We start from the raw sequence: 13,336 nt of genomic DNA, 5'->3' as shown, positions 1-13,336 counted from the left end.
GCGCGCTTACTCAAACCCATGGAAGCTGACGTGCTCATCCAATGGCACACGCTCGCGTTCATAATTGTTCAGGGGTGCTTGCGCGTCGCGGTACCCAATCGCCATGCCGCAAAACAGCATATAACGCTCGTGATCGAGGCCAAGATGATCGCGGATCGTGTCCGCATACATCGCCATCGCTTCTTGATAACAGCTATCCAGTCCCTCTTCGCGCAGGAGCAGCGCGACCGTTTGCAGCCACATGCCCGTGTCCGACCACTGCGGCTCTTTCATAAAGCGCGGGAAATACGTGAACATAACGCAGGGCGCATCGAAAGATGTGGCGTTACGGCCCATCGCCTTCATCCGCGCTTCGGTGTCGCCGCGCGCAATGCCCATCGCGCCAAACATGCTAGCTCCCACCGCATGAAGGCGGGATTTGTAGGCGGGTTCTTGTTCGGGAGCAGTCCAATCATATTCAGGCTTTTGCGGGCCGTTTTCGATGATTTTGGCTTGCAGTTGTTTGAGGGATTCCCCGGTAACAACGGCAGCTTCCCAAGGTTGGAAGTTGCAACCAGAAGCTGCCCAACGCGCAGTGTCTAGCACGCGGCGAATGGTTTCGAGTTCGACCGGTTGGTCAGTGAACATTCGCACAGAGCGGCGGCTGGTTACGGCTTCTGTTACGTTCATTTTGCTCTCCCATTGTGTTTGCGACATGCTTCTAAAGCTCTTCTCGCCGCCTCATCGACGAAAGGTTCATCACTTTCGTCTTGGAAATCTTCAAGGTCATTGACCAAAGTTGGGTCGGCCAGCAGTTCTGCCGCTTCGAAAATTTGCATGCTCGCGTTGACCTTTTTCAGTTCAAGTCCGACCAATGAGGGTGCTTTCTCATGCTTTAGCTTCGCAAGGCCAAGAATTGCTTCTGAACGGACGTTTTGGTCAGAATCTTCGGCAGCGGTCAGGAGTGCTGCGACAATGTCCGGGCGCTCTAATCCGTCATATTCTGCTAATTGAGCAAGAAATAAGGTCGCCCAATCTCGATTGCTGGTATCCTTGTCCCGAGTGAATTCAATTAAGCGTTGAACGTTCTTCTCCGCGAACTCGCTTCCAGTCAATGGAACCTCCTCGTTGAGAATCATGCAAAGAAAATCTGATGCGGGAAGATAACGCTCGCCTTGACTCACCGCCGCTTAGGCCCCTTCTCATCCTCGAACAGCTCCGCAAGCTGCTCCATAATCGTGCCGCCCAATTGCTCGACGTCCATGATCGTCACGGCGCGGCGGTAGTAGCGGGTTACGTCGTGGCCGATGCCGATGGCGACCAATTGCACGGGCGAGACGTTTTCGATCCAGTCGATCACGCCGCGAAGGTGTGCCTCCAAATATCCGGCTGAGTTCACCGAGAGCGTGCTGTCATCGACCGGTGCACCGTCGGAAATCACCATCAAAATGCGGCGCTCCTCGGGGCGGTAGACGAGGCGTGAGTGCGCCCACAAAAGCGCCTCGCCATCGATGTTCTCTTTCAGCAATCCTTCGCGCATCATCAGGCCGAGATTGCGGCGCGCGCGGCGCCAAGGTTCGTCCGCTTGTTTGTAGATGATGTGGCGCAGATCGTTGAGGCGGCCGGGCTGCTGCGGCTTTCCATCGGCGAGCCATGCTTCGCGCGATTGGCCGCCTTTCCATGCCTTGGTGGTAAAGCCAAGGATCTCTGTCTTCACCCCGCACCGCTCCAAAGTGCGCGCAAGGATATCGGCGCTGATCGCGGCGATAGAGATCGGGCGGCCACGCATGGACCCCGAATTGTCGATCAGCAAGGTCACAATCGTGTCCTTGAAATCGACATCGCGTTCGACCTTGTAAGACAGCGCCGTGCCCGGCGACACAATCACACGGGACAGGCGCGCTGCGTCCAGAACGCCCTCTTCCTGATCAAAATCCCAACTGCGGTTTTGCTGCGCCATAAGGCGGCGTTGCAGGCGATTGGCGAGCCGTGTCACCACCCCTTGCAAACCTGTCAGCTGGCTATCGAGATAGGCGCGCAGACGGTCAAGTTCCTCTGCATCGCATAGCTCCGGTGCGAGGATTTCTTCGTCGAATTTCTCCGTGAAGCTCTTGTAATCGAGCCCTTCGGGAATATCGGCCTGCGGGCGATTGGGGCGGGTCGGCGCGTTGGAGGCATCGCCGTCTTCGCCCGGTTCGCCTTCTTCGAAATCCTCATCGCCCTGCATTTCGGCTTCGGTGTCGCCGTCTGCTTCGCCTTCTTGCATCTCGCCAGCCGCATCAGCGGCATCGGGTTCTGCCTCACCCTCTTGCTGCTCGTCGCCTTGGTCCTCTTCGTCCTGACCATCGTCCTCATCAGAATCGTCATCGTCGCCCTGATCCTGCTCCTCTGCCGGACGGGTGAGATCCAAGTCGCGCAGCATATCAAGGGCGAGTTTTTGGAACGCTTCTTGGTCGTTTACATTGTCAACTAAGCCATCGATGCCACCGCCTACTGTGTCCTCGATCCATTCTTGGACCATTGAGACACCAGCCTTCGCGACTTCCGGGATCGCTTGCCCCGTCAGTTTCTCTCGAACCAGCAAAGCTAACGCACCTTGAAGCGGGACCTCGTTTGACTTTTGTGCCCGAGTGATCGGATCTGTCTGCATGCGGACCATCAACGCTGCATCAAGGTTCTCACGCATTCCGTCATAATTGTTCGACCCAAGAGCTTCGTATCGAACAAGCTCCACCGCATCATAGCAGGCTCTTGCAACCGGTTCAGGCGGCGCATTCTGAGCGTGTAATCCGGCGTTGTGGTGACGTAATTTAAGTGAAAAACTGTCGGAGAACCCTCTTGCCTCGGCAACTTGCTCCACGGGCAGATCGCGGCCCGGCAATGGCACACGGAAGCGGTTTCCGCTCGCGCCGGGCACATCGGCGCTCCACGCAACCTCAACCTCTGCGTCTTTTGCGATAGCGCGCGATGCTCCGGTGAGAGCTTGTTTAAACTTATCGAGAGGAGTTTCTTCAGCCATTACCCGTTGCCGTTAGCAACTCATGGGCGGCGGCGGAAGGTGTATCTGATCAAAGGATCGCCATCAGACGATTGATTGTCCCGTTGCTTCCCAATCTTTAAGGAAACCTTCGATGCCCTTGTCGGTCAGCACATGTTTGAACAAGGCAAGGATCACCTTCGGCGGCGCTGTCATGACGTCTGCGCCGATCTTCGCACTTTCAAGGACGTGGGTGACATGGCGCACCGATGCGACAAGGATTTCTGTATCGAAATCATAATTGTCATAAATCAGGCGAATGTCAGAGATAAGGTCCATCCCGTCAAAACCATTGTCATCGTGGCGACCTACAAAGGGTGAGATAAAGCTCGCGCCAGCCTTGGCCGCCAAGAGCGCTTGATTGGCTGAGAAGCACAAGGTCACATTGACCATGGTGCCATCATCGGAAAGCGCCTTACAGGTTTTAAGGCCATCCACCGTCAGCGGCACTTTGATGCACACATTGTCCGCGATTTTGCGCAAGACTTCGGCTTCTTTCATCATGGTTGCGTGATCGAGAGCCACGACTTCGGCGCTGACGGGGCCATCCACGATGCCGCAAATCTCTTTCGTCACTTCCATAAAGTCGCGGCCCGATTTGTGGATCAGCGATGGATTGGTTGTGACACCATCCAAAAGGCCTGTCGCAGCAAGCTCTTTGATCGGTTCGATTTCGGCTGTGTCGGCGAAAAATTTCATGGGGCGCGGCCTTTCAATACGTGTTCGCAGAAGTGACTGCCAACCTCAGGCGAGATTCGCAACCAAGGGGCCTTTGTGCGCTGGTGAGAACTGGTGGAGTTTTTCGATCTAAAGCACTTCGCCAAGTCCAAACACACCGATCAAGAGCGGGTCATTGGTCGATCGCGGGTTTGCACGGATAAGGGCCTCTTCATTACCAATCTCATTCCAGATCGCGTCATCGATATTGCCCGCAAACCCTTGCGCAATACCGCCAATATCTGCCCCGCTCACTTGCCTCAGCAGCTCAGCCACGCCCGGATTCGAGGCAATGCGGATAGCGTCGCCAAGCTCTGGCACCAATTGATCGACCAATCGTCCGCCCAGCTCGCCGCGCAAGAAACTGGTTGCAGCATTCGGACCGCCGCGCACAAGTTCGGCCGCGTTTGCAAAACCGATTGTGCGCACCGCATCGGTGACGATAGGCGCAGCTTTGAAAGACGCATCCACGGCAAAATCTGCGAAGGCATCCTCAAGTTGATCCTTGACCAGCGTCGATGTGAGCAAGCGCGTAAGCACATTACCGCGCGATCCCAACATATCCCCAAGGCCAAGCTTTGCGACTTCGCTGTCCCAGAAACCATTGGGTGCAGTAAGCCGGGCAAAGGCGTTCTCGCTGGATATCAAAAGCAATCGCTGCACCGCCTCAGTCAGGCTAAAACCGGGGATGCTGGCACAGGCGGGCAAGGCAAGCGCCGCAGAAAGCGCGAGCCCGCCTCCAAGAATTTGACGCCTCGCCAACGGGCTTTGGGTGTCTTGTTGAATGGCTTTGTGCATATCTGCCTCTCCTACGGCTGGTATATCTTTGTCGGCCTGCGTATTTCTAACACATATGAAACGCGTTCGCCTTCTTGTCCTTAATGCAGCACTCGGAGCCCTTGATTACAAGCTGGCGACAGGAATCGCTGTGGAAGCAGGCAGCGTTGTGATCGCGCCTTTGGGGCCGCGCACGGTTATAGGCGTGGTCTGGGACGAAGGCCGTTTGCCGGGAACTGAGGTCGATGCGAGCAAACTTCGCGCACTTCGCGAAGTGGTATCCGTGCCGCCCATTTCCGCTCCCTTGCGCCGCCTGATCGAATGGACCGCCGAATATTACTGCGCACCCTTGGCCAGCGTTGCGCGCATGGTTTTATCAAGCGGCGGAGCATTGGGCGGGCCAACCACGACAACCGAATACCGGCTGGTCGAAGGGGCCGTGCCAGAACGCATGACCCCGCAGCGCGAAACCGCGATCGACCTGCTTAAAGGTGAGCAAGGTATCTTGCGCGAACTAGCGGAAATTTCAGGGGTTTCAACCGGGGTCCTGCGAGGCCTTGTGAACCAAGGTGTGATCGAGCCGGTGACTGTCGCGATTGACCGCCCCTACCCCGCCGCGAACGCTGATTTCCACCAACCCGCCCTTTCTGATGACCAAATGCGCGTTGCTAGGACTTTGGTAAAAGCGGTCGAAAAACGGGCATTTGAACCCTTTTTGCTCGACGGTGTCACAGGTTCAGGCAAGACCGAAACCTATTTTGAACCTGTCGCTGAGGCGCTTCGGATGGGACGGCAGGTTCTGGTCTTGCTCCCAGAAATTGCCCTTACCGAGAACTTTCTCACGCGGTTCGAACAACGCTTTGGTGCAGCGCCTGTACAATGGCACTCGTCATTGAAATCAAGCGAGCGCAGACGCGCATGGCGCGCGATTAGCGAAGGCAGCGCGCAAGTGATTGTGGGCGCGCGTTCGGCGCTGTTCCTGCCCTATGCCAACCTTGGCCTGATCGTCGTCGATGAAGCGCATGAGATCAGTTTCAAGCAAGATGACGGCGTGCGTTACAACGCGCGCGACGTTTCCGTAATGCGGGCGCGGTTTGAGAAAGTCCCCGTGGTGCTGGCCAGCGCAACACCGGCGCTGGAAAGCCTGCATATGGCGAACAGCGGCACCTATACCAAGCTTGAATTGCCCAGCCGTTTTGGCGGTGCGCAGCTCCCTGAAATCAAGCTGATAGACTTAACCCTTCACAAACCAGGTGCAGGCCGCTGGCTCGCACAGCCATTGGTCGAAGGGATCGAGGTGCGGCTGGAGGCGGGCGAACAATCGCTCCTTTTCCTCAACCGGCGCGGCTATGCCCCCCTCACTCTCTGCCGCAATTGCGGACACAGGTTCCAATGCCCCAATTGCAGCGCTTGGTTGGTCGAACACCGCCTATCGCGCCGCCTTTCTTGCCACCATTGCGGATTAGAGGGACCAGTCCCAGAAAGCTGCCCGGAATGCGGGGAGGCGGATTGCCTTGTCGCCTGCGGGCCGGGAGTTGAGCGGATCGCGGACGAAGTGGGAGAATTGTTCCCCGATGCCCGCGTCGAAGTGGCGACATCCGATACTTTGGGTTCGCCAGAACGCGCCGCCGAATTTATCGCGAAGGCCGAGGCCAAAGCCATCGACGTGATCGTTGGCACACAGCTTGTCACCAAAGGCTTCCACTTTCCAGAACTCACCCTTGTCGGGGTGGTGGATGCAGACTTGGGCCTTGAGGGCGGCGATTTGCGGGCCGCCGAGCGTACGTATCAACAAGTCGCACAGGTTGCTGGCCGTGCAGGGCGCGGGTCAAAACCGGGCGAGGTTTTGATCCAAACACGTCATCCAGAGGCCGCCGTCATTGCAGCCCTTGCCGATGGCGACCGCGACGGATTTTACGAAGCCGAAACCGAGGCCCGACGTGATGCAGGCGCTCCGCCTTTCGGAAGGTGGGCCGCCATCATCCTCTCAAGTGAAGATGAACGCGAAGTGCGAGACAGCGCCACTCGTATGGGCCATTCGCGTCCGCAGCTGGATGACGTAATGATCTTAGGGCCGGCCCCTGCCCCCATGGCCCTTCTCAGGAATCGGTACCGCTATCGCTTCCTCATCAACGCTCGGCGCAGTGCCAATTTGCAAGCGGTCCTTCGCGATTGGCTTGATGTGCAGGATTTCCCCCCGGGTGTGCGTGTGGGTGTGGATGTCGATCCCTACAGCTTTGTGTGACAACCAAGGGACTCAGAACTGTCCTCTTGAAAAGTTAAGCCAATCGTCACCCTCTTATGGCAACCATTGGGAAGAATATTCACGATAGCTTGTCAGAGAGATGGAATGTTGAAGTTCGCTGCCACAATAACCGCCCCTGCAATTGCGCTTTGCCTTACCGCAACCAGTGCGCCTGCTTTTGCTCAATCAGCGCCTGCTGAAGAGGGCGCCGCTTGGTCATGGGAAAAGCTGGAAAGCGATAAGCCAAAGACATGGCATGTGATGATCGCAGTCCATCAGGCGGTGGGACCCGCCGGCTGTGACACCTATCGCTATAAGGTGAGCACAGTTGAGCCGATCGTGGTTACAGGTCCGCCGCAAGTGCGCGCGGCGCACGGAGATGAGCTGGCCTCTTGGTGGATGATGTTTGTCGCTGAACGTGCACCGATCCCATATCGCTGGCTCACAACCTCGGTTGGACATGAACCCCCTCAAGTGTACTTCAGAGAGACGCGCGAAGAAGTCATGCAGGCGTTTCGCGAAGACGGACATTTGCGCCAAAGCCGCAGCTGTTCCGGGTCGAAGCTTGTCGGGCTTCGTTCGAGGGGCTTCCAATTCACGCCTCCCCCCGGCTTTGTGCGAACAGAATTCGGCAATGAGCCTGCACCACAAGGTGTAACTGTCGCTCGCGATCTCAGCCCCGCGCCCGGTGCGCTGTAGCAGCGTAGTGCGCCGTTAAGTCGGCCGAAGCGCTTTTAACAGACCAGCCGCCGCGCCTGTATCGACATACTCGCGCAAGGCCGTGATTTTTCCGTCGCTAACCTGCGCCACAACGCAAACGACAAGTTTGAACGTCTCACCATTAGGCAGCGTCCCACACACATCGTGTTCTTCGACAAAACCGGCGTCATTGGCCGTGCAATTCGTGTTTTCATAATGAAAGTCGGGCACGATCAAATGCACCGCGCCGGTAAATTGCATCAAAGTATCGACATTCATCGAAGGGCCGCCGTTCTGACTGCCTTCAAACGATCTCGCACACAGCTTGCGTGCAGCGGCAAGATCGTTTGCCTCCAAAGCTGAAAAGAAGCGGCGGCAAAGTGTGATGTTGTCCATGACACCCACGCTAATGCGCATCGCCGCAATTGGGAAGCGTTCTAGCTGATGGGCACATCCTGCGCCTCAGCATCCTCACGCTTTACGACTTTGTGCTGTGTTTCGGTAAGACCAAGCTTCCAATAACTCGATGCGTAGAGATTACGGTTTTCAATCCCAAGTTCAGTGCGGAAATATTCGCGCACCAGCTTCATCCCTTTAAATTCGCACGCCGCCCATCCAGCAATCTCGCAATCCGGCAGATCAATCTGGCGAAGGGTATCCACCAAAAGCGATGGTTCGAGACCGGGCTCTGGATTCACAACCCAGCGCAGCTCAATCCCCTCAGGCACATCGATCTGTGAGGCATCCTTTTCATGCTGGATTTCCAGCACAGCAACACCTTTGGCACCGCGGGGCATCGCCTCAAGATTGGCCGTGATCGCAGGCAGCGCCGCCATATCTCCAGCAATGAGATAAAACCCGCAGGTGTTTGGCGAGGGCTTTGCTGGACCGGGGCCGCGAATGGTCATGGGATCGCCCACATTCGCATTTAAGGCCCAACTTGTCGCAGCCCCCGCTGCATGGCCACCATGAAGCGCAAACAGCACGTCGATCTCCGTCTCGCGCTGACGCCGGATTGTATAGGTTCTCATAAGAGCTTTCTTGCCCGCGCTACCCGGCTCAAGGATCAGCTTGAAATAGCCGCCATCCTGACCCTTTGGAAAATCACGGAGCGCTTCGCCTGCCAGTGTAATCTGATGCATCGACGGCGAGACGCGATTGCTTGCGGCGACGGTAAGTTCATAGAATGCTTGAGCCATACACCCCACTTAATGCGAATCGCTCGCAATACAAGGTCAATGGTGCAACAGGTGCGAAATTCTCTCGACACTGCTCAACACATCGCCCAATCAGAACCGCAATTCAAAAGCGTATGAAAGGTTCCCTCAATGCTCATCGTTCACCACCTTCGCATTTCGCAATCCGAACGCATCGTCTGGCTATGTGAGGAGTTGGGGATTGAGTATGACCTAAAGCTCTACAACCGCGATCCCGAAACACGCCTCGCCCCACCCGAGCTTAAGGCGCTTCACCCGATGGAAATTGCCCCGGTTATTACTGTTGGCGACCTTGTTCTTGGCGAAAGTGGCGCGATCATGGATTATATTGTCGGCAAATATGCACCCGGAACTGACCTAGTTCCCGCCGCTGATAATCCCGACTTTGCACGCCACCTATATTGGTATCACTTCGCCAATGCGACGCTGATGACGAATGGCATGATGAGTATTGCGGTGAACGCCGTTGGGGCCGAAATGCCCCCTCCCCTGGCCAAGCGGGTCTCCAACGCATGGGCGCATATTGAGGCGGCCTTGGGCGAAGCAGACTATTTCGGCGGCGCGAATTTCACAGCGGCTGACATTATGCTCGGCTTCTCGCTAACCACAGCGCGCGCGTTCAACGATATGAGCATTGAAGGCATGCCCAATTTGCAAGCCTATCTCAAGCGGATAGGCGCGCGGCCAGCCTATCAGGCGGCTATGGCCAAAGCTGAACCCGGCTTTCCGCCCAAGTTGGACTAAGGAGCGCGCAACATTGGAACCCTACAAACCCCTAAGCCGGTCAATCTCGGGCCATAAAGCCGTCATCACGGGTGCTGCCAGCGGAATGGGCCGGGCCACAGCGCATTTGTTCGCGTCCGAAGGCGCAGCAGTCGCAGTTACCGACCTCGATCAGTCCAAATGCGACGCGGTGGCCAAGGAAATCAATGAGGCGGGCTATTCCGGCCGCGCATTCCCTCTGGCCCTTGATGTAAGCGATGAAGCGGCGATCAAGGTTGGAATTGCGAACATCGCAAAGGAATTGGGCGGGATCGATATAGTCGTGAACAATGCCGGTTTTGCGAAGCACTCACTGATCGAGGATGAAAGCTACCCCGGTATCTGGGATGCAAGTGTGGCCGCGATGCTCACCGCGCATCAGCGCATCATTCGAGCCGCCATGCCCCATTTGCGCGAGAGCGAATGCCCACGCATTGTGAACATCGCCTCCACCGAAGGGCTTGGTGCAACACCGGGCAACTCACCTTATGTCGCAGCCAAGCACGGGGTAATCGGCCTAACGCGGGGTCTCGCGGTGGACCTTGGGCGCGATGGGATAACGGTGAACGCCATTTGTCCTGGGCCCATTCGCACCGGTATCACTGAGGCCATTCCAGACGAACACAAGGAAATTTACGCCAAGCGCCGCGTGCCGCTCCGCCGGTATGGTATACCCGAAGAGGTTGCGAACATGACACTGTCTCTGGTGCTGCCTGCGGCAAGTTATCTGACGGGCGTTGCGATCCCAGTCGATGGCGGGCTTACGATCAAGAACGCGTGAGCCGTGGGCCGATTACCCGGCCTGATATGGTCAAAGCAGCCCTTCCGCTAACGACCCAAGTGCTGCGGTTTGCGATGACAATTCACCATCTTGGCATTCCACACTATGGGGTTTCGCAATCCGCGATGCTGCTTGTCGTCGCAGAGAGTTGGACGTCAGGCGGCAGCGAATTCCAGATTGCCGGGCAAAGCAAAGTTAACTTGATTGCGACCGGATTTCTTCGCTTTGTAAAGCGCATCGTCAGCAAGGCGGAAATTCGTTTCAAGGTCAGCCTCGGCGTGGTTGCTAAGATAGTTTAGCCCAATGCTGATAGTCACCTGCCCAATTTCATGCTCAGAACTTCTAAAATCATATGCCGCGCAGCTCTCCACCAAGCTCTGTGCGGAACGGGCGATATCCTCTCTGGTCTGGTTTGATAACAACAGAACAAACTCTTCGCCCCCAAAGCGCGCGAAATAATCGCCGTGGCGGCACTGGCTTCTGATGATGGCCGCCACCTGCATCAAGACCATATCGCCTGCGGTGTGGCCATATTGGTCATTCACCTTCTTGAAGTGATCAATATCGATGATTGCGATTGCACATGCTTGACCACGTTTTTCTTCGCTCGCGACAAATCTAGAAAATGCCGCCTGGAAAGCCCGGCGGTTGGGGATGCCGGTTAGCTCGTCAGTATAGGCGATTTCTTCAAGCCCGCGTTTGACCAGCAACGCCTCTTCATGTTCGCGCCGCATTTGCATCGCGCGGTATCCCACAACCATGCTTGTTGCCAACGCTTCAGCCAAAATGGCAATGTAAAATCCAAAGTCGAAAATCGGCAGATCACCGATCCAACCCATCGCGCGGATCACGCGGCAAATCGCAATGAATGCTGCGCCTGAAAGGCCAAGCAATTGCAGCATCGCCATTCGGTCGCCTTTGATCGCGCAACGCAGCAAATTGCCGAGAGCGATCACCGCCATTAAGCCGTACACTGCATGGAAGATCAGAGAACCCGTGAGCGACAACTGCTCCGCAAAAATCATGACGAAAGTTGTGGTTACCAGCGTGGTCCAAGCCATGAACTTTAGCGAGAGCGCACCCCATTTCCCCAGCTTATCCTTGTCGCAAAGCGAACGGACCAACATACATCCGCCAAAGGCCAAAACCGCCAATGCAATGAAGGCAACCCAAGACCGATCCACCAATGTCGCTGACGAAAACAAGTCAAATATCAGCCCCGACCAGCAGATATGATTGACCACAATGGCCACTGTCATCAGGCTGTGATAAAAAATGAATCGCTGCCGCATGAACACAAAAAACATGAAATCCATAAGCAAAGGCGCAAATAGCAGCCCTGCAACCAATACGCCGATCAGCTGACTTTGTTCATGCAAAGCCAAATCAGCCTTGGCCTCGATCAACTCTATGTCATTCCAGTTCGATGGGTCCCACGGATTGGCTGCGCCTATCAACACTGTTTGGGGGAATTGGCCGTCGCGACTAATTAATGGCAATGCGATCGCATAGGGCGAGCGCCACCGAGACGTCATCTCGGCTTGATCGTATTGATTTGTTTGGGTGCTTCCATCGGGATACACGCTATGCAACAAAACCGCGCCCTGCCGCGCTGCGCGAAAGCGTAATACGGGCTCGGCCATGCCATTTTGCAGATCTCCGATATCGGCAATCAACCACAACATATCGGTTTTTTTGGTAAGTTTGTCAGCGCTGCAATCAAAAGCAGGGCGTCGTTTCAAAATCTCTTCTGGACGCTCCGCCGCGTGCCCTGCCAAGGTGCAAGTGCGGCTACTAAAGTTTGTGGGCCCCGCCGTTTCCGCTTTGGCAACGGTCATTGGCAGCGAAAGAAACAGGCATACGATAGCAAAGCGCCATAGAAGGAAAGGCCATTTTGTCATTGGCGTGTTGCGGCTCCGAGAACTTTCAGCTCAAGTCCTGAGCGTTAGCAAGCCATGGTTAACATGATGCAAATGAAAGGCTTTTATCCAAGCAGATCAGGCGGTTTTCAGAGCGGTGGGTATTCGGACCGCCTCCAGCTGGTCTAAAACAGCTCTTCGTCAATACCGCCTTCGCGTTTGAGCAATTCAGCCTTTATTTCTGGCCCGTAAGCATATCCGCCTACACCGCCACTTGCGGGGACGACCCGGTGGCACGGGATAAGGACCGCGATATTGTTAGCCCCATTGGCGCTGCCCACCGCGCGGCTGGCCTTGGGGTTGCCCAGCATGGCGGCTTGTTCGCCATAGCTGCGCGTTTCTCCAGGCGGGATTTGGCGCAAGGCTTCCCAGCATCGCTGTTGGAAAGCAGTGCCCTTCACATCCAATGGAATGTGTGAATTGTCGTTTCCCGGTTCTTCAATTGCTTGGACAACTTGATCGAACAACGCCTTAAAATCGCCGCCTGCCTCTATGATCTCAGCCTTGGGAAAGCGGGCGCGCAATTCGTCTTCGCCCTCGTTAAAAGCAAGGCAGCACACGCCCTTTTCACTCGCCGCGACCAACATCGCACCAAGGGATGTACCGATCACGCTCCAATGCACACGGCGTCCCTCGCCCCCATTGGTCCAATCGCTTGCCTGCATACCCAATCGTCCTTTTGTGTCGGCGTAAAAGCGCGACGGCGCGCTGTACCCTGCATCATAAAGCGCCTGCGTGACGCTTGCCCCGCTTTCTAATGCACCGCGTACACGTTCTTCGCGAAGTGCCCTTGCAAAAGACGATGGGGAGAGCCCCACGGTGCGTTTAAACAGGCGCTGGAAATGGGTCGGCGAGTATCCGGTAAGGTCGGACAGCTGATCCAATGTCATCGCGCCCTTACCTTCGCCAACGTGGCTTCTGATCGCGGCAATGGCTGCGAGAACACAGGCCTCTTCGGCGCTTTGGGTGTTGGGAGAGCACCTTTTGCAAGCGCGCAGCCCAGCTGCCTCGGCATCAGCGGCATTGGCATAGAACTTCACATTCTTGCGCAGCGGCGCACGCGCCGGGCACGAGGGGCGGCAATAAATCCCCGTGGAATGCACCCCTGTCACAAAGGCGCCATCATGGCGGCGGTCCTTCGCAAGCGCGATTCGCCAGCGTTCGTCGTCGGTAAGGTCGCCTGTGTTCGTCATGCTGCCCTTT

At 56.2% G+C, this 13,336-nt stretch carries 13 protein-coding genes; 4 read left to right on the top strand and 9 right to left on the bottom strand.

Going from position 1 to position 13,336, the window contains the following annotated elements; all coding sequences use genetic code 11:
- Positions 1 to 6 precede the first annotated feature (6 nt).
- From ABJ205_RS13040 to ABJ205_RS13020, 5 genes are all read right to left on the bottom strand, one after another.
- The gene (locus tag ABJ205_RS13040) at positions 7 to 669 is read right to left on the bottom strand and encodes a nitroreductase (protein WP_348157234.1); all 663 of its coding nucleotides are present in this window, start codon (positions 667 to 669) and stop codon (positions 7 to 9) included.
- The gene (locus ABJ205_RS13035; protein ID WP_348157231.1) at positions 666 to 1,163 is read right to left on the bottom strand and encodes a HEAT repeat domain-containing protein; all 498 of its coding nucleotides are present in this window, start codon (positions 1,161 to 1,163) and stop codon (positions 666 to 668) included. Before ABJ205_RS13035 ends, ABJ205_RS13040 begins: the two co-directional genes overlap by 4 nt.
- Positions 1,160 to 2,998, bottom strand: a complete 1,839-nt coding sequence (cobT, locus tag ABJ205_RS13030; RefSeq protein WP_348157229.1) for a cobaltochelatase subunit CobT — start codon at positions 2,996 to 2,998, stop codon at positions 1,160 to 1,162. The genes ABJ205_RS13035 and cobT overlap by 4 nt, the downstream gene beginning before the upstream one ends.
- Before the next feature lie 63 nt (positions 2,999 to 3,061).
- A complete protein-coding gene (gene fsa / locus ABJ205_RS13025; protein WP_348157226.1) occupies positions 3,062 to 3,715 on the bottom strand; it encodes a fructose-6-phosphate aldolase in 654 nt (217 codons plus the stop codon).
- Between the two features lie 108 nt (positions 3,716 to 3,823).
- A complete protein-coding gene (locus ABJ205_RS13020) occupies positions 3,824 to 4,531 on the bottom strand; it encodes a DUF4197 domain-containing protein (protein WP_348157223.1) in 708 nt (235 codons plus the stop codon).
- Between the two features lie 55 nt (positions 4,532 to 4,586).
- On the opposite strand from ABJ205_RS13020, the gene ABJ205_RS13015 reads away from it, so the two are divergent.
- Both ABJ205_RS13015 and ABJ205_RS13010 read left to right on the top strand, forming a co-directional pair.
- Positions 4,587 to 6,755: a primosomal protein N' gene (locus tag ABJ205_RS13015; protein ID WP_348510063.1), complete on the top strand. Its 2,169-nt coding sequence runs from the start codon at positions 4,587 to 4,589 to the stop codon at positions 6,753 to 6,755.
- A gap of 105 nt (positions 6,756 to 6,860) precedes the next feature.
- Positions 6,861 to 7,454: a hypothetical protein gene (locus ABJ205_RS13010; protein WP_348157218.1), complete on the top strand. Its 594-nt coding sequence runs from the start codon at positions 6,861 to 6,863 to the stop codon at positions 7,452 to 7,454.
- A gap of 15 nt (positions 7,455 to 7,469) precedes the next feature.
- On the opposite strand, the gene ABJ205_RS13005 is transcribed toward ABJ205_RS13010, so the two are convergent.
- Together ABJ205_RS13005 and ABJ205_RS13000 are read right to left on the bottom strand one after the other, a co-directional pair.
- The gene (locus ABJ205_RS13005; protein ID WP_348157215.1) at positions 7,470 to 7,850 is read right to left on the bottom strand and encodes a nuclear transport factor 2 family protein; all 381 of its coding nucleotides are present in this window, start codon (positions 7,848 to 7,850) and stop codon (positions 7,470 to 7,472) included.
- A 41-nt stretch (positions 7,851 to 7,891) separates the two neighbouring features.
- Complete coding sequence (locus tag ABJ205_RS13000) at positions 7,892 to 8,653, bottom strand: siderophore-interacting protein (protein ID WP_348157214.1); 762 nt, start codon at positions 8,651 to 8,653, stop codon at positions 7,892 to 7,894.
- 129 nt (positions 8,654 to 8,782) lie between these two features.
- Here ABJ205_RS13000 and ABJ205_RS12995 point away from each other — a divergent pair, with 129 nt between their 5' ends.
- On the top strand, positions 8,783 to 9,415 hold the full coding sequence (locus ABJ205_RS12995; protein WP_348157213.1) for a glutathione S-transferase family protein: 633 nt from the start codon (positions 8,783 to 8,785) through the stop codon (positions 9,413 to 9,415).
- A gap of 13 nt (positions 9,416 to 9,428) precedes the next feature.
- Positions 9,429 to 10,214 (top strand): SDR family NAD(P)-dependent oxidoreductase, encoded by a 786-nt coding sequence (locus tag ABJ205_RS12990; RefSeq protein ID WP_348157211.1) that lies wholly within the window; start codon positions 9,429 to 9,431, stop codon positions 10,212 to 10,214.
- Between the two features lie 155 nt (positions 10,215 to 10,369).
- Here ABJ205_RS12990 and ABJ205_RS12985 read toward each other — a convergent pair whose 3' ends face one another.
- Positions 10,370 to 12,115, bottom strand: coding sequence for a diguanylate cyclase (locus tag ABJ205_RS12985; protein ID WP_348157209.1), 1,746 nt, complete (start codon positions 12,113 to 12,115; stop codon positions 10,370 to 10,372).
- 143 nt (positions 12,116 to 12,258) lie between these two features.
- The gene (ada, locus tag ABJ205_RS12980) at positions 12,259 to 13,326 is read right to left on the bottom strand and encodes a bifunctional DNA-binding transcriptional regulator/O6-methylguanine-DNA methyltransferase Ada (RefSeq protein ID WP_348157207.1); all 1,068 of its coding nucleotides are present in this window, start codon (positions 13,324 to 13,326) and stop codon (positions 12,259 to 12,261) included.
- Positions 13,327 to 13,336 lie beyond the last annotated feature (10 nt).

Origin of the sequence: Erythrobacter sp., from assembly GCF_039988855.1 — a bacterium.
Classification (GTDB): domain Bacteria; phylum Pseudomonadota; class Alphaproteobacteria; order Sphingomonadales; family Sphingomonadaceae; genus Erythrobacter.
This window is presented reverse-complemented; position numbering and strand designations above follow the sequence as displayed.